Source organism: Tateyamaria sp. GN1-10, assembly GCF_055693845.1.
This window is the reverse complement of record NZ_JBVFUR010000004.1, coordinates 3,750,406-3,769,414: the sequence shown is the minus strand read 5'-3', so window position 1 is coordinate 3,769,414 and position 19,009 is coordinate 3,750,406. Positions and strand designations below refer to the sequence as shown.

18 protein-coding genes and 1 pseudogene are annotated in these 19,009 nt (G+C 60.4%); 10 read left to right on the top strand and 9 right to left on the bottom strand.

All coding sequences use genetic code 11. The annotated features are described in order from the left end of the window. Nucleotides 1-192 precede the first annotated feature (192 nt). Nucleotides 193-372 (top strand): hypothetical protein, encoded by a 180-nt coding sequence (locus ACZ1HN_RS20800; protein ID WP_472728871.1) that lies wholly within the window; start codon nt 193-195, stop codon nt 370-372. Here ACZ1HN_RS20800 and ACZ1HN_RS20795 read toward each other — a convergent pair. Then, entirely contained in the window at nt 369-935 is a 567-nt protein-coding gene (locus ACZ1HN_RS20795; protein WP_299770185.1) for a TlpA disulfide reductase family protein, read from the bottom strand. The two genes, ACZ1HN_RS20800 and ACZ1HN_RS20795, sit on opposite strands and share 4 nt — an antisense overlap. Before the next feature lie 25 nt (nt 936-960). Between ACZ1HN_RS20795 and argH the strand changes: the two genes are divergently transcribed. The 5 genes from argH (at nt 961) to ACZ1HN_RS20770 (ending at nt 6,817) form a co-directional block, all read left to right on the top strand. After that, complete coding sequence (gene argH, locus ACZ1HN_RS20790) at nt 961-2,352, top strand: argininosuccinate lyase (protein WP_472728870.1); 1,392 nt, start codon at nt 961-963, stop codon at nt 2,350-2,352. Next, nucleotides 2,349-2,525 (top strand): hypothetical protein, encoded by a 177-nt coding sequence (locus tag ACZ1HN_RS20785; RefSeq protein WP_299201241.1) that lies wholly within the window; start codon nt 2,349-2,351, stop codon nt 2,523-2,525. The genes argH and ACZ1HN_RS20785 overlap by 4 nt, the downstream gene beginning before the upstream one ends. A 3-nt stretch (nt 2,526-2,528) precedes the next feature. Continuing rightward, complete coding sequence (locus tag ACZ1HN_RS20780) at nt 2,529-2,846, top strand: DUF2834 domain-containing protein (protein WP_299599570.1); 318 nt, start codon at nt 2,529-2,531, stop codon at nt 2,844-2,846. Nucleotides 2,847-2,883: 37 nt separating this feature from the next. Continuing rightward, the gene (gene lysA / locus ACZ1HN_RS20775; RefSeq protein WP_472728869.1) at nt 2,884-4,149 is read left to right on the top strand and encodes a diaminopimelate decarboxylase; all 1,266 of its coding nucleotides are present in this window, start codon (nt 2,884-2,886) and stop codon (nt 4,147-4,149) included. A gap of 67 nt (nt 4,150-4,216) precedes the next feature. Continuing rightward, a complete protein-coding gene (locus ACZ1HN_RS20770) occupies nt 4,217-6,817 on the top strand; it encodes a TIGR02302 family protein (protein WP_472728868.1) in 2,601 nt (866 codons plus the stop codon). Nucleotides 6,818-6,820: 3 nt separating this feature from the next. On the opposite strand, the gene ACZ1HN_RS20765 is transcribed toward ACZ1HN_RS20770, so the two are convergent. Further along, nucleotides 6,821-7,633 carry a zinc-ribbon domain-containing protein gene (locus ACZ1HN_RS20765; RefSeq protein ID WP_472728867.1) on the bottom strand — a complete coding sequence of 271 codons (813 nt, stop codon included), beginning with the start codon at nt 7,631-7,633 and terminating at the stop codon, nt 6,821-6,823. A 147-nt stretch (nt 7,634-7,780) separates the two neighbouring features. Between ACZ1HN_RS20765 and ACZ1HN_RS20760 the strand changes: the two genes are divergently transcribed. The 4 genes and pseudogenes from ACZ1HN_RS20760 (at nt 7,781) to ACZ1HN_RS20745 (ending at nt 10,678) form a co-directional block, all read left to right on the top strand. Next, nucleotides 7,781-8,458 carry a cell division ATP-binding protein FtsE gene (locus tag ACZ1HN_RS20760; RefSeq protein WP_299201258.1) on the top strand — a complete coding sequence of 226 codons (678 nt, stop codon included), beginning with the start codon at nt 7,781-7,783 and terminating at the stop codon, nt 8,456-8,458. Between the two features lie 17 nt (nt 8,459-8,475). After that, complete coding sequence (locus tag ACZ1HN_RS20755) at nt 8,476-9,360, top strand: cell division protein FtsX (RefSeq protein WP_472728866.1); 885 nt, start codon at nt 8,476-8,478, stop codon at nt 9,358-9,360. After that, nucleotides 9,360-10,088 carry a lysophospholipid acyltransferase family protein gene (locus tag ACZ1HN_RS20750; protein WP_299599559.1) on the top strand — a complete coding sequence of 243 codons (729 nt, stop codon included), beginning with the start codon at nt 9,360-9,362 and terminating at the stop codon, nt 10,086-10,088. The genes ACZ1HN_RS20755 and ACZ1HN_RS20750 overlap by 1 nt, the downstream gene beginning before the upstream one ends. Then, nucleotides 10,075-10,678 (top strand): annotated as a pseudogene (locus ACZ1HN_RS20745) (pyridoxamine 5'-phosphate oxidase family protein). The gene ACZ1HN_RS20750 and the pseudogene ACZ1HN_RS20745 overlap by 14 nt, the downstream one beginning before the upstream one ends. A 64-nt stretch (nt 10,679-10,742) precedes the next feature. Here ACZ1HN_RS20745 and ACZ1HN_RS20740 read toward each other — a convergent pair. From ACZ1HN_RS20740 to ACZ1HN_RS20710, 7 genes are all read right to left on the bottom strand, one after another. Continuing rightward, nucleotides 10,743-11,243 carry a fasciclin domain-containing protein gene (locus tag ACZ1HN_RS20740; RefSeq protein WP_299201269.1) on the bottom strand — a complete coding sequence of 167 codons (501 nt, stop codon included), beginning with the start codon at nt 11,241-11,243 and terminating at the stop codon, nt 10,743-10,745. Between the two features lie 296 nt (nt 11,244-11,539). Then, nucleotides 11,540-12,928 (bottom strand): dihydrolipoyl dehydrogenase, encoded by a 1,389-nt coding sequence (lpdA, locus tag ACZ1HN_RS20735; protein WP_472728865.1) that lies wholly within the window; start codon nt 12,926-12,928, stop codon nt 11,540-11,542. A gap of 78 nt (nt 12,929-13,006) precedes the next feature. Further along, entirely contained in the window at nt 13,007-13,417 is a 411-nt protein-coding gene (locus ACZ1HN_RS20730; protein WP_472728864.1) for an MAPEG family protein, read from the bottom strand. A gap of 13 nt (nt 13,418-13,430) precedes the next feature. Next, the gene (locus ACZ1HN_RS20725) at nt 13,431-13,823 is read right to left on the bottom strand and encodes an MAPEG family protein (RefSeq protein ID WP_472728863.1); all 393 of its coding nucleotides are present in this window, start codon (nt 13,821-13,823) and stop codon (nt 13,431-13,433) included. Further along, nucleotides 13,820-14,194 (bottom strand): hypothetical protein, encoded by a 375-nt coding sequence (locus tag ACZ1HN_RS20720; RefSeq protein WP_472728862.1) that lies wholly within the window; start codon nt 14,192-14,194, stop codon nt 13,820-13,822. The genes ACZ1HN_RS20725 and ACZ1HN_RS20720 overlap by 4 nt, the downstream gene beginning before the upstream one ends. A gap of 98 nt (nt 14,195-14,292) precedes the next feature. Then, nucleotides 14,293-15,816: a 2-oxoglutarate dehydrogenase complex dihydrolipoyllysine-residue succinyltransferase gene (gene odhB, locus ACZ1HN_RS20715; protein WP_472728861.1), complete on the bottom strand. Its 1,524-nt coding sequence runs from the start codon at nt 15,814-15,816 to the stop codon at nt 14,293-14,295. 4 nt (nt 15,817-15,820) lie between these two features. Beyond that, nucleotides 15,821-18,778, bottom strand: a complete 2,958-nt coding sequence (locus ACZ1HN_RS20710; RefSeq protein ID WP_472728860.1) for a 2-oxoglutarate dehydrogenase E1 component — start codon at nt 18,776-18,778, stop codon at nt 15,821-15,823. Nucleotides 18,779-19,009: the final 231 nt, after the last annotated feature.

Sequence of the window (19,009 nt, the reverse complement as noted above, 5' to 3'; positions counted from 1 at the left end):
GTGGGGCTTGAAGGCGATAGTACGTTATCCGCGTGACATGTATCGCGTTTTGTTTCTCTGCGGAAAAACCCGGATGCTTAGCCCCATGGCCGCTGATGTTGTCGCGGCCTGGCCAGAGTTCGAAGCAGACTTTGCCGGGTTGAGCAGAGATGCCGACGAACAGGTGTCTAAGGAACACCTTAATGGGCCGACATGGTGATCGTCATGCAACAGCGGCAGAAGCGGTTTTTGCAACAGAGGTTTGGTGCCAATTTACGCGATGTGCCTGTGCGTCTCTTGAATGTCCCCGACCGCTTTGGGTTTATGGACCCGGAGCTGGTCGAACTCATCACACCCCGGTTACGCCGCATTCAGCCAATGAATGGCAGTTAGCTGTCTTCGCGCTCGATCAATGTTGCGATGATTGCCTTGGCGCTGTCCGATGACCAGTCGGCATCGCCGCGCAGGCGGGCGATCTCGCGCCCTTCGGGGTCGATCAGAACGGTGATTGGCAGGCCAAAGATGCCCATTTGCGCGGCCAGCTTCTGTTTCGGGTCTTGATGACGGGGCAGGTTGGTTGCGTTGATTTCTTCAAGGAACTTCACGATGGCAGCCGGGTTGTTGCGGCCTGTCGCGATGGTCACGACCTCGAAGTCGTCGCCACCGAATTCGGCTTGCAATTCTGATAGCATGGGCATTTCGTGCCGACAGGGCGCGCACCATGTGGCCCAGAAGTTCACCAGGATGTGCTTGCCTTCATAGTCGGCGAGCGAACCCTCACCTTCGCCATCGGCCAGATCGAAGGATTGCATCGAAACCGCTTCGGGTGTGCCGTGGAAGATCAGTTTTTTCATGTCGCCGTCCCGCAGGGCTGCGGCGGCATCCGTGTCGGCGAGCGCGGGAATTGCACCAAGGCTCAGGGCCATGTAGAGGGCTGCGACAACAGTTTTTTTCATGTCTCTTCCTTAGGTGGGCGACCAGATGACCGACAAATCCGCGAATGCAATGTGGGGAGGCCGTTTTGCGGCAGGGCCAGATGCGATCATGGAGGCAATCAATGCCTCGATCGGATTTGACCAGCGCATGGCGTCCCAGGACATCGCGGGTTCGCGCGCCCATGCCGCCATGTTGGGCGTCACCGGCATCCTGAGTGATAAGGATGTGGAGGCGATCCGGGAAGGGCTGCTCACGGTCTTGTCAGAAATTGACGCAGGCACGTTTCAGTTTTCGACAGCTCTGGAAGACATTCACATGAATGTTGAGGCGCGGCTGAAAGAGGTGATCGGCGAGCCTGCGGGGCGTTTGCACACGGGGCGCAGCCGGAATGATCAGGTTGCCACCGATTTCAAATTGTGGGTGCGGGAACAGTTTGACGCGGCGGAGGGTGCGTTGTTGTCGCTGATCGCTGCCCTTCTGGATCAGGCAGAGGCGGGCGCCGACTGGGTTATGCCCGGTTTCACCCATTTGCAAACAGCGCAGCCGGTCACATGGGGCCATCACATGATGGCCTATGTCGAGATGTTTGGCCGTGACCTGTCCCGCGTGCGCGATGCGCGCGACCGGATGAACGAAAGCCCCTTGGGGGCGGCGGCGCTTGCGGGGACGTCTTTCCCGATTGATCGACAGATGACGGCGGAGGCGCTGGGTTTTGACCGGCCTGCCGCAAACTCTTTGGATGCCGTGAGTGATCGTGATTTTGCGCTGGAGTTCCTAGGTGCGGCCAGCATCTGTGCCGTACACCTGTCCCGTTTTGCGGAAGAATTGGTGATCTGGTCTTCGGCTCAATTCCGGTTTGTCACCTTGTCCGACAGATTTTCGACCGGATCGTCGATCATGCCGCAGAAGAAGAACCCCGATGCTGCCGAACTGATCCGGGCCAAGGTGGGCCGTATCTATGGCGCGCACACAGCGCTGATGATGGTGATGAAGGGCCTGCCGCTGACTTATTCCAAAGATATGCAAGAGGACAAGGAGCAGGTGTTTGACGCGGCCGACAACTGGATGTTGGCGCTGGCCGCTATGGACGGGATGGTGCGTGACATGACCGCAGATCGCGACAGTCTGGCTGCTGCGGCGGGTTCCGGTTTCTCGACCGCGACCGACCTGGCCGACTGGCTGGTGCGCGTTCTGGGTCTGCCTTTCCGCGATGCGCATCACATCACCGGCAGCCTTGTGGCGCTGGCCGAGGCCGAGGGGTGTGACCTGCCTGATCTGACCCTGAAGCAGATGAAAACCGCGCATGAAAGCATCACTGACGATGTTTTCACTGTTTTGACCGTGGAAAACTCCGTTGCTTCGCGTACAAGTTACGGAGGCACTGCGCCCACTCAAGTCCGTGCGCAGGTCGCCCGATGGAGAGAGGTGATTGCATGATCCGCGTTCTTTGTGTCCTGTCCCTGCTGGCCCTTGCAGCCTGCGGTGCTGATGGTGAGCCGGTGCAACCGCATGCGGGCGTAAACATCGGTGTGGGATCCGGCGGCGTGCACGCAGGTGGCACTGTGGGCGTCAGCAGAGGACCCCTGTCCGTCGGCGTGAGTCTTTTCTGATCCATGGCCCCCATTCGCATGATCTACCTTGGCCTTGCCATTTGGGGGGCCATCCATCCGATGTACTATTTCGTTAGCTGGTTTCAGGCTAACAGCTGGGATTTGATGGCGATGGTCGATGCGTGGCATGTGAACGCTGCCACCAGCGGTCTGGTCTGGGACCTGACCATTGCGGCTCTTGCCCTAACCATTTGGATCATCTCGGAAGTGGCGGTGCGCCGGAACTGGATCGCGCTCGTCGCCATTCCTGCAACATTTTGCATCGGTGTCAGTTGTGGCCTGCCTTTGTACCTGTTTTTGCGGTCCCGCCCCGTCACCTGATTGATCCCGGCCAGCTTGCCCGATAAAGGCGCGTGTCATGGATCATTTTCTGTATCGCGATGGCGTGTTGCACGCTGAAGATGTCCCGGTGGCCGACATAGCCGCCTCCGTGGGCACGCCGTTCTATGTCTACTCTACGGCCACCTTGCTGCGTCACTTCAAACTTTTTGATGATGCGCTGGAGGGGATGGACCATCTTGTCTGCTATGCAATGAAGGCGGCCAGCAATCAGGCGATCCTCAAGACCCTTGCGCAGGCGGGTGCTGGCATGGACGTGGTGTCGGGCGGTGAATATGCACGGGCCAGGGCCGCAGGTGTGCCGGGCGACAAGATCGTGTTTTCTGGCGTGGGAAAGACGGCCGACGAGATTCGCATGGCCCTGATCGGCGGCATTCGCCAGTTCAACGTGGAGTCTGAACCCGAGATGGAGGTGCTGAACCGCGTCGCGGGTGAGGTCGGTGTCATCGCCCCCATCACCATCCGGGTGAACCCGGACGTCGATGCCAAGACCCACGCCAAGATCGCAACGGGCAAGTCCGAGAACAAGTTCGGCATCCCAATTGCCCGCGCACGCGAGGTTTATGCCATGGCGGGCGCGATGGACCACCTCGACGTTATAGGTATCGACGTGCATATCGGCAGTCAGCTGACTGATCTGACTCCGTTCGAGCTGGCCTATCAGAAGGTGGCCGAGTTGACTGTGCAGCTGCGCGAGGATGGGCATGACATTCGCCGCCTCGATCTGGGTGGCGGTCTGGGCATTCCCTACGCCCGTTCGAACGAAGCACCGCCGCTGCCCACCGATTATGGCGCGCTGATCAAGCGAACTGTTGGGCATCTGGGCTGCGAGGTCGAGATCGAACCCGGGCGCCTGATCGCGGGCAACGCGGGGTTGATGGTATCCGAAGTCATCTATGTCAAATCGGGCGAGGGGCGGGACTTCTTGATCCTGGATGGAGCAATGAACGACCTGATCCGTCCGGCGATGTACGAGGCCCATCACGACATCGTTCCCGTGATCGAGCCTGCTCCGGGTACTGAACAGGCCCCCTATGACATCGTGGGGCCGGTTTGCGAATCCGGGGATACGTTCGCCAAACAGCGTATGATGCCGCCCCTTGCGGCCGGAGACCTTGTCGCTTTTCGGTCGGCCGGCGCCTATGGCGCGGTTATGAGCAGTGAATACAATACGCGACCGCTGATCCCCGAAGTTTTGGTCAATGGTGATCAATACGCGGTGATCCGCGCACGCCCGACCTTTGACGAAATGATAAATCGCGATACCATCCCTGAGTGGCTCTGACGTGTTCAGGGCCTCTTGAGGCTTTGGGCGCTATGGTGCGCCGCGACACCGGCAAGGGACGCGATGAATGGCGAGTTTTTCCAGGCATGACGTTCGGCATGGGCTGAAGGCGTTGCGCTGGCCGCTTGCGCTAACGCGGGCGGGTATGTTTGCCGAGGCGTTCTGGCAAGCCACGTGGCCGCTGGCAACCGTGGTGCTGGGGTGCTTGGCGATGCTTATGCTGGGCCTCCACGACACTGTCATGGTCGAACTGGTCTGGTTCCTTGGTGTCGTCGCGGCGTTGGCAAGCATCGGTGCATTGATCTACGCCCTGCGCCGGTTCCGTATCCCGACGCGCGAGGCGGCACTGGTCAGATTGGACGAAACGCTGCCAGGCCGCCCCATTCAGGCGCTGATGGATGAACAGGCCATTGGGGACGACGATGCCGCGTCGACGGCCGTGTGGCGCGCGCACCAGGCACGCATGGCCGAGCGTGCTGCCGCTGCGCAACCCGTCCCTGCCGATCTGCGCATCGCCCGCCGCGATCCCTATGCCCTGCGCTATGTTGCGGTGCTAATCTTTGCCGTGGCGCTGATCTTTGGCTCTATCTGGCGGGTTGGATCGGTGACCGACATGACACCGGGCGCAGGCAACGGGTTGGCAACGGGCCCGGTGTGGGAAGGTTGGGCTGAAAGCCCGCGCTACACCGGACGCCCCACCATCTATCTGAATGACATTGCAGAGGGGCCGCTTGAAGTCCCTGCGGGGTCGCTGATCACCTTGCGCCTGTACGGCGAGGTCGGCGCGCTGACCATTGCGGAAACCGTGTCCGGCCGCATTGGCGAAGTGCCTCCGGCATCGGACCCCGAACAGGACTTTACTGTTGTCCAGTCGGGCGAGATTGCGATCAACGGACCAGGTGGGCGGACGTGGGGGGTGACCGTTTTGCCGGATATCCCTCCTGCTATCGCTGTTTTGGAAGCCCCAGAAGCGACTGCGCTGGGTGAGATGACACTCCCCTTTGGCGCATCTGACGACTATGGGGTCGAGGCAGGCGAGGCCCGTTTTTTCCTGGATCTGGATGAGGTGGATCGCCGCCACGGCCTGAGCATCGCGCCCGAACAGCGTCCTGAGATTACAGCTTCATTGCCAATGCCGTTCACGGGCGAGCGGACCGAGTTTGAGGAAGCGTTGGTCGAGGATTTCTCGGAACATCCATGGGCGAACCTGCCTGTGACGGTCGTTATGACTGCACTTGATGCCGCGGAACAGCAGTCGGAAACCGAACCGTTCCAGATGATCCTGCCTGGACGGCGGTTCTTTGACCCGATGGCTGCCTCCATCATTGAGCAACGCCGCGATCTGATGTGGTCGAAAGACAATAGCGCCCGTGTTGCGCAGATTTTGCGCGCTGTGGCCCACCGTCCGGACGACGTTTTCCGCCGCGAAGTGGATCAGTTGCGCCTGCGCCGTGTCATCACACGGCTTGAAACGCTGGCCAGCTATGGCCTGACGGATGAGCAACAGGAAGATGTTGCGCGCGATATGTGGGACCTTGCCCTCGGGATTGAGGAAGGGGACCTGTCCGACGCGTTGGAGCGTTTGCGTCGTGCTCGCGAACGGTTGGAGCAAGCAATGCGCGATGGTGCCAGCCAAGCCGAGATCGAGGAGTTGATGCAGGAGCTGCGTCGGGCGACCGATGATTACATGCAGCAACTGTCCCGTCAGGCAGAACTTGATCGCCAAGAGAATGACGAGAACCCGCGCAACCAGCCCCAGAACCAGATGCAGATGACGCAGGACGATATCCAGCGCATGATGGATCGCATTCAGGAGCTGATGGAGCAAGGCCGCATGGCCGAGGCCGAACAGGCCCTGCGCGAGTTGCAGGAGATGCTTGAGAATATGCAGGTCACCCAAGGGCAAGGCGGCGAAGGCCAGAGCCCTGGAGAACAGGCCATGGAAGGGTTGGCCGAGACCTTGCGTGAACAGCAAGGCCTGAGCGATCAGGCATTCCGCGATCTGCAAGAGCAGTTCAATCCCAATGCGCAAACTGGTGAAAGTCAGGGCAACGAAGGCCGTGATGGCGGTCAGGGTCGGGGTAACCAGCACAGTCAGGGCGGCGAAGGCCAGGGCGAGCAGGGCACCGATGAGGGCGGCGGCGAAGGCAATGAGCAGGCCGAGGGGCAATCCGAGGGATCTCTTGCCGACCGCCAGCAGGCGTTGCGGGACGAGTTGCGCCGCCAACAGGGTAGCCTGCCAGGCGCGGGCACGCCCGAGGGCGATGATGCGCGCGATGCGTTGGATCGCGCAGGCCGCGCCATGGACGGTGCGGAAGAGGCCTTGCGCCAACGGGATTTCGCAGAGGCCATCGACAATCAGTCGCAGGCCATGGAGGCGCTGCGCGAAGGTATGCGCGCGTTGGGCGAAGCGATGCAGCAGGAACAACAGAACGCGCAGCAGGGTCAGGGCACTAGCGAAAGTGATCGCCGGGCCGAAGCGCGTGATCCCCTTGGCCGTGATCCGGGGGCAAATGGTTCTGTAGGTACCGAGGAAGGGCTGCTTCAGGGCGAAGACGTGTACCGCCGCGCCCGCGATCTGCTGGACGAAATTCGCCGCCGCTCGGGCGATGGCGAACGTCCTGACGTGGAACTTGACTACCTCAAGCGTCTATTGGATCGGTTTTAAGGCTTAGCCTTCCTCTGCCGGTGCGGACAGGTTGTCGAGCCATGTCAAACCCGCTTCAACTTGCCCATCCAGCCAAACCCGTGCGCTGTCGACCTGTGCTACATAAGCACTGAGAAACGGATCGGCTTGGGGAACCGCCCGCGCGATATCCGGCGCAAAGACATAGATCGCGCCAAGGATCACCGCGAGCAGGATCATTAGCGTAAAACCACGACGGAAACTGGACTTGCGCGGCGCCACTTCTGCCGGATCGGTTGCGGTATCTGCCGAAGGCGCAGTCTGGCGGTCACCGGTCGATCGAAGAGTCGAGTTGATTTCCTCTATATCCGGCAACAGGTCACGGCGGGACCCGATAGCGGCCGCTGTCACCGCCGCTTCCGAAACCTGTTCCGGTGCAGCCTCCTCGCCACGCATCCGTGCCATTCGCTCGCGCGCTTCTCGGGCACGGCGATCTGAATCCGTCTCAGCGCTGTCGAGACCAAGGTCAGGTTGACTTTCAAGGCCCTCGGCATCGGTGGCCCGGGCTTGTGCTTCGATCTCTGCTTCCTGGCGTAGAATGTCGGCAACCGAAGAATCCAGTTCGCGCCGCTGGGGCTCGGGCGCGTCAGCGCGTTCTTCGTCCTCGACAGGTTCATCATCCGGCGGGCTCAGATCCGCAGGTGCCTCCGCCTCCTCCGGCTCCTCAGGGGCGTGGTCGGGATGATGCTGAAACCAGGTCTGGCCGCAGTTCGAACACTGCACATCGCGCCCCTCGGAGGGGATCACGTCATCGACAACCTCGTATTGGGCATCGCAATTGGGACATATCAGCCGCATTTTGGGTCCTGCCTCAGTTTTACGTGTTACCATATGTTGTAGGAATTGTTCAGAAAAGACATAAGTGCGACCACCACTGTCGGAGCATTCAGATTGAATCCGGCATGGTGCTGAGGCACAACAGGTGCCAAAGGGGCGAGGGCACGCGTGATCGAGCTGGAAAATGTAGCCTACAGCTATGGTGGGGGTGAATTGCTGTCCGATATTTCGGTCAAGCTGGCCCCTGGCTCCTTTCATTTTTTGACGGGCCCCTCTGGCGCAGGCAAGACCACCCTTCTCAAGCTGTGTTACGGGGCGTTGCTACCCACAGCAGGACATATTCGCCTGTTTGAGCGTGATGTGCGCAGTCTTGAGCGCGACGATGTGGCGATGATCCGGCGCAAGGTTGGGGTGGTGCATCAGGATGTGCAGTTTCTGGATCATTTGAACGTGTCCGACAACGTCGCCCTGCCTTTGACAGTGTCGGGGCGACAAGCTGAAGCGGCAAACGGTGATCTGACCGAGCTTATGGCTTGGGTTGGATTGACCCACCGGGCTGACGCGATGCCGCCAGAGCTGTCAGGGGGCGAACGCCAACGTGCGGCACTGGCCCGTGCTGTCATCATGTCGCCCGACGTTGTGCTGGCGGACGAACCCACCGGCAACGTCGATTGGGAGATGTCACAGCGCTTGCTGACCCTACTGGTCGAGTTGAACAGGATGGGCAAAACAGTCTTGCTGGCCACTCATGACCTCTCCCTGATCCGCGCCGCCAAGGCACAGGTACAGGCGCGTGTCTTGCGCATCTCGAACCGCCGGGTGCAGCTTGCGGGGGCCGACCTGTGACTTTTGGCCGGAACAACTTGCGCGCTCTTCTGGTGGGTGATCGACATGCGGACCGGGTTGTTCCGCCCACGGGCTTTACAGCGCAACTGACCCTGTTCGTATCAGGTGCGATGGCCTTTCTGGCGGTTTTTGCGCTTGCCTTGTCACTGGCGTCGGGCCGGTTGGCCGACCGATGGGGGGAAGAACTGGCGCGCACGGCGACCATTCGTATCGTGGCACCGGAAGATCAACGGGCGATCCAGACCGCTGCCGCTTTGCAGGTGCTGTCTACAACACCGGGCATCGCAGGCGCGCGTGCCCTGACGGACGAAGAACAACAGGCCTTGCTGGCCCCGTGGTTTGGGCAGGAGCTGCCTTTGGATACACTGCCCGTCCCCCGGCTGATCGAGATTGAAGCGGCAGATCAGGGGTTCGACGCCACGGGCCTGCGCTTGCGTCTGGCGGCGGAGGTTCCCGGGGCCGTGCTGGATGATCATGGCCGCTGGCGCGAACCACTTGTGTCCGCAGCACAGCGGATGCGCCTGCTGGGGTGGACTGTTGCTTTGCTCATTGTTGGGACTGTCGCTGCTATGGTGACATTGGCTGCAAACGCTGCACTGGCTGCCAATGCGCAGGTCATTGCCGTGCTCCGGCTCGTGGGGGCGACAGACAGCTATATCGCAAATGCCTTTGTCAGGCGCTTTACGCTGCGGGCCCTCGTTGGCTCTGCCGTGGGGGCCATCATCGGTGTGATCGCCGTATGGCTCATGCCGTCGGGCGGAGATAGCCCCGGCTTTCTGACAGGGCTTGGTTTTACCGGCGCGGGATGGTTGGTGCCCGTCTTTTTGCCCCTCGTTTGCGCGGCAGTGGCATTGTTCGCCACGGCCTATGCGGCCAGCCGCGCCCTAAGGACCCTCACGTAATGCAGATGATCCGTTCCGCCCTGTTCGTGGGCCAGATTTACGTCGCCATGCTCGTTCTTGGCATCGTGTTCGCCCCCTATGCCATCTTCAGTCGCAATGGGGCCTATACGGCCTGCAAGACCTATTGCAAGTGGGTGTTCTGGACCATGGGCTGGATGGTGGGCATCAAGGGTGAAGTGCGCGGCGAGGTCCCACAGGGCGAGGTGCTTATCGCAGCCAAGCACCAGTCCTTTCTGGACATCATGCTGATCTTTCACGCCTTACCCGCAGCCAAGTTCATAATGAAGCGCGAGCTGCTCTATGCGCCGATCATTGGCATTTATGCAAAACGGCTGGGGTGCGTTCCAGTGGCCCGCGGGAAACGGGGAGCGGCCATCGCCAAGATGGTGCGGGACGTGGAAGCCGGACGTGCCAATCCTGGGCAATTGATCATCTATTCGCAGGGCACGCGCGTGGCACCAGGGGTGAAGGCCGCCTACAAGGTTGGAACCGCCGTTCTGTATGAGCAGCTTGGACAGCCATGTGTACCCGTTGCGACAAATGTTGGGGTGTTCTGGCCGCGCAAGGGTATCTTGCGCAAGCCCGGCACCGCGATCGTGGAGTTTCTGCCTGTGTTGCCGGAAGGTATGACGCGCGATGCGTTTATGACTGAGCTGGAGGAAACGGTCGAGGCACGGTCAGACGCGCTGATGCGCGAAGGAGGGTTTGAGCCCAATGGAGTTCATTGAAGACATTCCTGCGTTGGAAGCCCTGTACGGCACGCCGGGGCAACCGTCATTGCGTAAGGTGGCCGACCATCTGACCCCGCTTTACGCCGAGTGGATCGCCGCATCACGCTTTGTGGTGCTGACGACTGTTGGTCCGGATGGAACTGACGGCAGCCCGCGCGGTGATGATGGACCCGTCGTGCTGCAGCTTGACCCAAAAACACTGGCGCTGCCGGATTGGCGTGGGAACCAGCGGCTCGACAGCTTGCGCAACATCGTCGAGGACGGGCGTGTGTCACTGATGTTCATGGTGCCGGGGTCGAACACCGTCGTGCGGGTAAATGGTAAGGCTCGGCTAACAGCGGATGAGGGGCTGAGACAGCAGTTCGAGCAGAAGGGGAGGCATCCGGCAACGGTGATCGTGATCTCGCGTGGGAGAGGTCTACACCCAATGCGCGCGGGCATTGATCCGGTCAGGTCTGTGGTCGCGCGACGATGCTGAGAGACTTCCGACACCAGGCGAAATCCTGGCCGAAGTGTCCGAGGGCGATGAAGGTGGCGCATCCTATGATGCGGCATGGCCCGAGCGTGCAGCCCGGACCATGTGGTAGCCGTTTTCTGGTATAGAAAACGGGCCGGAAACTGGGTTAGTTTCCGGCTCTGCTCGGAACTGTGTTACGGCAGCAACACTGCGTCGATGGCGTGGATTACGCCATTCGACGCAAAGATGTCCGGCTGAATAACATTGGCATCATTCACTTTCACGCCTGACCCGAACTTCCCGACGATCCCGTTCACATCGAGTGTACCGCCCTGAACTGTTGTCACATTCTGGCGCGTGCCCAGCACGTCACCTGCCGTGATCTGGCCCGGTACAACATGGTACGTCAGGATATTGACCAGTTGGTCTTTGTTTTCAGGCAAGAGCAAATTGTCGACGGTGCCAGCCGGCAGCGCGGCGAATGCGTCATTTGTTGGAGCGAAGACGGTGAAGGGACCGGGCCCCTTGAGCGTATCGACCAGTCCGGCTGCCTGAATTGCGGCGACGAGGGTTGAGAAGTTCGGATCGCCAGCCGCGATGTCGACGATGTCCGGGTCTTGCGGTTGCGCGCATGCGGCCAGTGTCAACAGGGCAGCGCCGCCCCCGATTAGTTTCAAAGTGCTGCGACGATCCATGATGATGTCCTCTTGTCGTTTGGCATTTAATCAATCAACCCCGACGGGCTGGCCTATCAAAGAGCGTGGTTTGCCAAAAAGGAAATGACGGGCATCCCTATAAATAGGCGTGAACGCGCCATGCGGCGGATTTGCTCCGAGGGCGAAACCGTTCGGTGGCGGATGGTCGCCAGTTTGAGGCCAGTTCACGTTATCTATGGACAGGTGTAGCTGTGCTCTGGCCCGGCTCGCCTCCAAGAAGCAAAAAAGGCCGGCTCTTTTGGAACCGACCTTCTCGTTAGCATTGTGCGGTGTGACTAGCTATGAATCGCCCCAAGGCCGCAGGCCAGTGCCGCCTCGCGCACCGCCTCGGAGTAGGTGGGGTGCGCGTGGCAGGTCAGCGCCAAGTCTTCTGCCGAGGCGCCGAATTCCATCGCCACGCAGACCTCGTGGATCAGGTCGCCTGCGCTCGGGCCGATGATGTGCGCCCCAAGGATGCGGTCGGTTTCGGCGTCGGCGAGGATCTTGACGAACCCGTCTGCGGCAAAGTTTGCTTTGGCCCGACCGTTGCCCATGAAGCTGAACTTGCCCGCCTTGTACTTGTGTCCTTCGGCTTTCAGCATTTCTTCGGTCGCACCGACGTTGGCCACCTCGGGGTGCGTGTAGATCACACCGGGGATCACGCCGTAGTTCACGTGCCCATGCTTGCCTGCCACCTGATCGGCGGCGGCCATGCCTTCATCCTCGGCCTTGTGAGCGAGCATTGGTCCCTCGATCACGTCGCCGATGGCGTAGATGCCGGGGATGTTGGTCTGCCAATGGGCGTCGACCGCGATCTGCCCGCGGTCGGTCATCTTAACCCCCAGCGCATCCAGACCCAGACCGTCGGTGTAGGGCTTGCGGCCTGTAGCGACCAGAACGACGTCTGCGTCGACTTCGTGTTCGCTGTCATCCTTGCGCAGCTTGTAGTGGACCTTGGCCTTGTTCTTGGCAACATCGACCTTTTGCACGGCAGCACCCATGGTAAAGCTGAGGCCCTGCTTGGTCATGATTTTCTGGAACTGGCGCTGCACCTCGGAATCCATGCCGGGTGTGACGGCGTCGAGGAATTCGATAACTTGTACTTCGGACCCCAGGCGCTTGTAGACCGAGCCAAGCTCCAGCCCGATTACGCCAGCGCCGATCACCACCATCTTCTTCGGGATCTTGCCCAGTTCCAACGCCCCGGTGGAGCTGACGACAACCTTTTCGTCAATCTCGACCCCCGGAAGGGTGGCGACGTCAGACCCGGTGGCGATGATGATGTTCTTGGCCTCGTGAACTTCGTCCCCGACCTTGACCTTGCCCGCCGCGGGGATGCTGCCCCAGCCCTTGAGCCAGTCAACCTTGTTCTTTTTGAACAGGAATTCGACGCCCTTGGTGTTCTGGCCGATTGTGTCGGTCTTGTATTGCAGCATCTGCTTCCAATCGACGGATGGCGATTTACCCTTGAGGCCCATGGCGCCGAAATTGTGCTCAGCCTCGTGCAGCATGTGGCTGGCGTGCAGCAGCGCTTTCGACGGGATACAGCCGACGTTCAGGCAAGTGCCGCCCAAAGTCTCTCGTCCCTCGACACAGGCCGTTTTCAGGCCCAGCTGTGCGCAGCGGATCGCGCAGACATAGCCGCCGGGGCCGGAGCCGATGATGATTACGTCGTAAGAAGCCATGGGTTTGGTCCTTTTGTTTTGGCGTCGGACCGGTGGCGCTGCCCCCGGACCCCCGTGGTATTTTCAGTCAGAAGAAGATCATGTGAGCGCCGCGATCAACATGCAGGGTGCGGCGAGGAAGCCCACGAACCAGATTAGCGACCGCCATGGGGTCAGGCCAAAATAGTAGGCGGGGATATAGAGGATGCGGGCGGCCAGGTAGGTCCAGGCGCAAGCGGCAGTAAAGCCCGTATTGGCGTCTGCGAGCGACACAACCATCACGGCTATGGTGAAAAGCGCGAGGCTTTCGAAGTGGTTTTCCCAAGCCCGGATCAGGCGGGCCGTTCTGTCGGACACCTGATCCTGAATGTCGCCGCCCAAACGATTGCGGTCCCGCGGGGACAGTGTCTTGCCTTGCGGCAATTCGATGTTCGTGGGCACGGCCATGAGTGCGAATTGCAGCACTTGCAGAAGGGCCGCGAGGGCAAGGGCGGTGAGTTCGGATGTCATCACGCGTGTCCGATCAGGCCCCCAGAAGTGGCAACAGCATTAGCACCAGCCCACCAAGCGAGGCGAACCACGCGATAGAGCGGACCATGGGGATACCAGAGGCATAGGCGGGGATGTAGGCAACGCGGGCCCAGAACCATAGCGCCGCCCCGGTGGCCGTGGTTGCCGTGCCGAGGTCGGTGACCTTGAGCATCAGCGCGAGCGCGATGAAAGCGGGTAGGGTTTCGAGGTAGTTCTTGAGGGCACGTTGGATGCGGCCCGCGATCTGGTTTTGGTCGCGCTGTTCGTCTTGCGGGCCAAGCGCCCAGCCGAGGCCTTTGGACAGGTCGGAGAATGTGGCCTGAACGATTGCGTGGGCGATCAGGAGGATCACGGCGTAGGTGAGGTAGGTGAGTTCTGGGGTCATCTAGTGTATTTCCGTTCAGCAGTTGAGTACGTTCGTTTATTGGAGTAGCCACAAGCTTCGCCGTTGCACTTGCTGATATGAAACTCGTATCCAACCATGTGCTGGGATTGATCGACCTCAATGACTGATAGTCTACCAACGCGACACTTGGGGCAGGCTTCACCAGCCCGCAACCCTGCCAGTTCAGATCTTAGTTCTGAGACCTCTATCTTCGCATCGGCTAGTGCGACTTGTGCATCCGCAAGAGCAGACATTAATTCCGCAAGCTTCATTTTGAAGGACGCTTCATCTACTGATTTGTCGATTTCACGAATGTCCTTGGCCAAGTCGAGAGCTAACCGGGCTGCTGTTAGTCCGCCGAGAATATCCATATCAGCTACCGACCATACCCAATGCCAGCCTCAGGAGCAAAATACTCTAGCCCCCAAGGGGTTGGCGATGCCATTTCTTTGAGGCGAACGGACATACACTACAAATCCATCAGCAGCCGCCGAGGATCTTCCAACGCCTCTTTCACTCGAACAAGGAACGTCACAGCCCCTTTGCCGTCCACGATCCGGTGATCATAGGACAGCGCAAGGTACATCATGGGCCGGATCACCACCTGACCGCCAATCGCCATTGGCCGATCTTGGATCTTGTGCATGCCCAATATACCTGACTGCGGCGGGTTCAGGATGGGCGAGGACATGAGTGAGCCGTAAACGCCGCCGTTCGAGATGGTGAACGTGCCGCCCTGCATTTCGGCCATGGACAGCTTGCCATCGCGTGCGCGTGCGCCTTTTTCGGCGATGGCCTGTTCGATTGCGTGGAAGGACATGGCGTCTGCGTCGCGGATCACTGGCACCACGAGGCCCGTGGGCGTGCCCGCGGCAATGCCCATGTGCACAAAGTTCTTGTAGACAATGTCTGTGCCATCGATTTCGGCATTCACTTCGGGCACTTCCTTCAGCGCATGGCAGCACGCCTTGGTGAAGAAGGACATGAAGCCCAGCTTCACCCCGTGTTTCTTCAGGAACAGGTCCTTGTACTCATTCCGCAAGGCCATCACCTCGGTCATGTCCACCTCGTTATAGGTGGTGAGCATGGCGGCGGTGTTCTGGCTGTCCTTCAGGCGCTTGGCGATGGTCTGTCGCAGGCGGGTCATCTTCACCCGTTCCTCGCGCGCGGCGTCATCGGCAGCGACCGGCGCACGGGGCGCGGCGACGGGGGCCGCCGGGGCAGGTGCGGTGGCTGCAGCTGCAACGGCTTTGGCTACATCCTCTTTCATCACACGGCCATCGCGACCCGTTCCGGTGACTTGGTCGCCACTGATCCCGGCCTCGGCCATCGCTTTCTGAGCTGACGGCGCATTTTCGACATCCGAGTGGCCTGTCCCCGCGGGGACAGCAGCCGGTGCGGCCTCGGGAGAGGCTGCGGCAGGCGCGGCGGCTGCGCCAGAGGATGAGATCACGGCCAATTTGGCCGATGCGTCTACGGTGGTCCCTTCAGGCGCCGTGATTTCGGCGAGGACGCCAGCGGCGGGAGCGGGCACTTCGACGCTGACCTTGTCGGTTTCCAGCTCGCAGAGCATTTCGTCTTGCGCGACGCTGTCGCCCACGGCTTTGAACCATGTGGACACGGTTGCTTCGGTCACGCTTTCGCCCAATGTGGGCACCATGACGTCAACGTTGTCTCCGCTCTTAGCGGGAGCGGCGGCGGGCGCTTCGGCCTTTGGAGCAGCCTTGGGCGCGTCGCTGGATGCTGCCGCTGCCCCACCTTCGGCGATGTTGGCGAGCAGGGCGTCCACGCCAACGGTTTCGCCCTCCGCCGCCACGATGTCAGCCAGCGTTCCCGCCACAGGGCTGGGCACCTCAACCGTAACCTTGTCGGTTTCCAACTCGCACAGCATCTCGTCCACCTCAACACTGTCGCCGGGTTTCTTGAACCATGTGGCGACGGTGGCTTCGGTGACGCTTTCACCCAGGGTGGGCACGCGGACTTCGGTGGTCATGGTGTTATCCTTCGATGGTCAGCGCTTCGTTCACGAGCGCGGCTTGTTGGGCTTTGTGCTGGCTGGCCAGACCTGTAGCAGGGCTGGCAGAGGTGGCGCGGCCCACGTAAGCAGGGCGTTGGTGCTTGGCCTTGATGCGGGTCAGGACCCATTCGATATTGGGTTCGATGAATGTCCAGCCGCCCTGGTTCTTGGGCTCTTCCTGGCACCAGACCATTTCGGCCCCTTTGAACCGCTCCAGTTCCTTGACCAGAGAGATTGCCGGGAATGGGTAGAACTGTTCAATCCGCATCAGATAAATGTCGTCAATGCCGCGGGCGTCACGTTCTTCCAGCAGGTCGTAGTAAACCTTGCCCGAACACATGACGACGCGCTTGATCTTGTCATCTTTGGCCAGCTTGGTGTCGGAATTTCCGTGCTCAGCATCGTCCCACAGCACACGGTGAAAGGACGAGCCGGTTGTGAACTCGTCGGCCTTGCTGACAGCCAGCTTGTGACGCAGCAGCGATTTGGGTGTCATCAGGATCAGCGGCTTGCGGAAGTCACGGTGAATCTGGCGGCGCAGGATATGGAAGTAGTTGGCGGGCGTCGTGCAGTTGGCGATGATCCAATTGTCTTGACCGCACATCTGCAAGAAGCGTTCAAGGCGGGCAGAGGAGTGCTCCGGCCCTTGCCCCTCGAACCCGTGCGGCAGCAGAACGGTCAGGCCGGACATGCGCAGCCATTTGCTTTCCCCCGAGCTGATGAACTGGTCGAACATGATCTGCGCGCCGTTGGCAAAATCGCCGAACTGGGCCTCCCACAGAGTCAGTGCGTTGGGTTCGGCCATCGAGTAGCCATATTCGAAACCCAACACCGCGTATTCCGACAACATCGAGTCGATGACTTCATACTGCGCCTGACCCGCGCGGATCTGGTTGAGAGGGTAGTACCGCTCTTCGGTCTCCTGGTTCACGTAACCTGAGTGCCGTTGGCTGAACGTGCCGCGGGTCGAGTCCTGACCGGAAAGGCGCACAGGGAACCCTTCGGTCAGAAGCGAGCCGAACGCCAGCGCCTCACCCGTGGCCCAGTCAAAGCCTTCGCCGCTGTCGAACATCTTCCTCTTGGCCTCGATCAGACGGTCCACGGTCTTGTGCATCGGGAAGCCGTCTGGCGTGGATGTCAGGGCTTTGCCCACATCGGCCAGGGTTTCCGGCGCGATGGCCGTCTTGCCGCGCTGGTAGTCTTCCTTATTCTTGTCGAGGTGAGACCACTTGCCGTCCAGCCAGTCGGCCTTGTTCGGTTTGTAGTCCTTGCCCGCCTCGAACTCGTCATTCATCTGAGCCTGGAAGGCGGCTTTCATATCCTCGATCTCGCCCTCGGGGATCAGGCCATCACGGACCAGGCGTTCGGTATATAGCGTGAGCGTCGTTTTGTGCTTCTTGATCCGCTTGTACATCACCGGGTTGGTGAACATGGGCTCGTCGCCCTCGTTGTGGCCGAAGCGGCGATAGCAGAAGATGTCGATCACCACGTCCTTGCGGAACTTCTGACGGAACTCTGTGGCTACCTTTGCGGCGTGCACAACTGCCTCTGGATCATCCCCGTTTACGTGGAAGATGGGTGCCTCGACCACCAACGCGTTGTCGGTGGGATAGGGGGAGGAGCGCGAGAAGTGCGGCGCGGTTGTGAACCCAATCTGGTTGTTCACCACGATGTGCATGGTGCCACCGGTCTTGTGGCCGCGCAGGCCTGACAGCGCGAAGCATTCAGCCACAACACCCTGACCGGCAAACGCCGCATCACCATGCAGCAGGATCGGCATGACGCTGGTGCGTTCGTGGTCGTTGTTCTGGTCCTGTTTGGCGCGCGCTTTGCCCAGCACCACCGGGTTCACGGCTTCCAGGTGCGAGGGGTTTGCGGTGAGTGACAGGTGGACCGTATTGCCGTCAAACTCGCGGTCCGAGGACGCACCGAGGTGGTATTTTACATCGCCCGAGCCATCCACGTCTTCGGGTTTGAAGCTGCCGCCCTGGAATTCGTTGAAGATCGCTTTGTAGGGTTTGGCCATCACGTTTGCCAATACCGACAGGCGCCCGCGGTGGGGCATCCCGATCACGATGTCATTGACCCCTAGCGCGCCGCCGCGCTTGATGATCTGTTCCATCGCGGGGATCAGGCTTTCGCCGCCATCCAGACCGAAGCGTTTGGTGCCCATGTATTTGACATGTAGGAACTTCTCGAAGCCCTCGGCCTCGACCATCTTGTTCAGGATCGCCTTGCGCCCCTCGCGAGTGAACTGGATTTCTTTGCCGAACCCTTCGATCCGCTCCTTGAGCCAGCTGGCCTCCTCGGGGTCCGAGATGTGCATGTATTGCAGGGCAAAGGTGCCGCAATAGGTGCGTTTCACGATGGCGACGATTTCGCGCATAGTGGCGACTTGCAGGCCCAGCACGTTGTCGATGAAAATCGGTCGGTCCATGTCCGCTTCGGTGAAGCCGTATGACTTTGGGTCCAGTTCAGGGTGCGGGGTCTGATCACGCATGCCCAGCGGATCAAGGTCGGCCACAAGGTGCCCCCGGATGCGGTAGGCACGGATGATCATCAGGGCGCGGATACTGTCGAGCACGGCGCGCTTGATCTGATCGTCGCTGACCTCAACGCCTTTTTCCGCCGCCTTCGCCTTGATCTTGTCGCCCGCGCCTTTGACCTCGGCCGGGGCGGCCCACTCACCCGTCAGGGCCTGGGTTAGATCATCGCCCGGAACCGGAGGCCAATCCGTGCGCGCCCAGGACGGCCCCTCGGCCTCGCGTTTGACGGACACCTCGTCATCGCCCATCGCCTTGAAGAACGCCTGCCAGCTTTCGTCAACCGCGCCGGGGTCATTGGCGTAGCGTGCGTACATCTGTTCGAGGTATTCCGCATTGTGCCCCTGCATGAAGGAGGAGGCATGGAATTGGTCGTTGGGGGATTGGTCGGTCATTGGTGTACCTCAGCACAGAGCTCGGGCGGGAACGTCGCCCTTGAGCCATTGGATCCAAGACGGGTCCAGGGTTTCAAATTGGGCATCATCAGTGTCGCAAATTGCCCGTGTGAAAGTCAGAATTTGGTCCATCTCAAACGCACCTTTCTCGAAGATAAAGTGCCGTGTGATTGCATTGGGTGCGCTTGGAGCGAGTTGGATACCTTTAGGGATAGCAACAACTCGGAATCG

Coding starts and splice junctions, on each gene's coding strand:
- ACZ1HN_RS20800 (WP_472728871.1), top strand. CDS start 193: ATGGTGATCGTCATGCAACAGCGGCAGAAGCGGTTTTTGCAACAGAGG.
- ACZ1HN_RS20795 (WP_299770185.1), bottom strand. CDS start 935: ATGAAAAAAACTGTTGTCGCAGCCCTCTACATGGCCCTGAGCCTTGGT.
- argH (WP_472728870.1), top strand. CDS start 961: ATGACCGACAAATCCGCGAATGCAATGTGGGGAGGCCGTTTTGCGGCA.
- ACZ1HN_RS20785 (WP_299201241.1), top strand. CDS start 2,349: ATGATCCGCGTTCTTTGTGTCCTGTCCCTGCTGGCCCTTGCAGCCTGC.
- ACZ1HN_RS20780 (WP_299599570.1), top strand. CDS start 2,529: ATGGCCCCCATTCGCATGATCTACCTTGGCCTTGCCATTTGGGGGGCC.
- lysA (WP_472728869.1), top strand. CDS start 2,884: ATGGATCATTTTCTGTATCGCGATGGCGTGTTGCACGCTGAAGATGTC.
- ACZ1HN_RS20770 (WP_472728868.1), top strand. CDS start 4,217: ATGGCGAGTTTTTCCAGGCATGACGTTCGGCATGGGCTGAAGGCGTTG.
- ACZ1HN_RS20765 (WP_472728867.1), bottom strand. CDS start 7,633: ATGCGGCTGATATGTCCCAATTGCGATGCCCAATACGAGGTTGTCGAT.
- ACZ1HN_RS20750 (WP_299599559.1), top strand. CDS start 9,360: ATGCAGATGATCCGTTCCGCCCTGTTCGTGGGCCAGATTTACGTCGCC.
- ACZ1HN_RS20740 (WP_299201269.1), bottom strand. CDS start 11,243: ATGGATCGTCGCAGCACTTTGAAACTAATCGGGGGCGGCGCTGCCCTG.
- lpdA (WP_472728865.1), bottom strand. CDS start 12,928: ATGGCTTCTTACGACGTAATCATCATCGGCTCCGGCCCCGGCGGCTAT.
- ACZ1HN_RS20730 (WP_472728864.1), bottom strand. CDS start 13,417: ATGACATCCGAACTCACCGCCCTTGCCCTCGCGGCCCTTCTGCAAGTG.
- ACZ1HN_RS20725 (WP_472728863.1), bottom strand. CDS start 13,823: ATGACCCCAGAACTCACCTACCTCACCTACGCCGTGATCCTCCTGATC.
- ACZ1HN_RS20720 (WP_472728862.1), bottom strand. CDS start 14,194: ATGGATATTCTCGGCGGACTAACAGCAGCCCGGTTAGCTCTCGACTTG.
- odhB (WP_472728861.1), bottom strand. CDS start 15,816: ATGACCACCGAAGTCCGCGTGCCCACCCTGGGTGAAAGCGTCACCGAA.
- ACZ1HN_RS20710 (WP_472728860.1), bottom strand. CDS start 18,778: ATGACCGACCAATCCCCCAACGACCAATTCCATGCCTCCTCCTTCATG.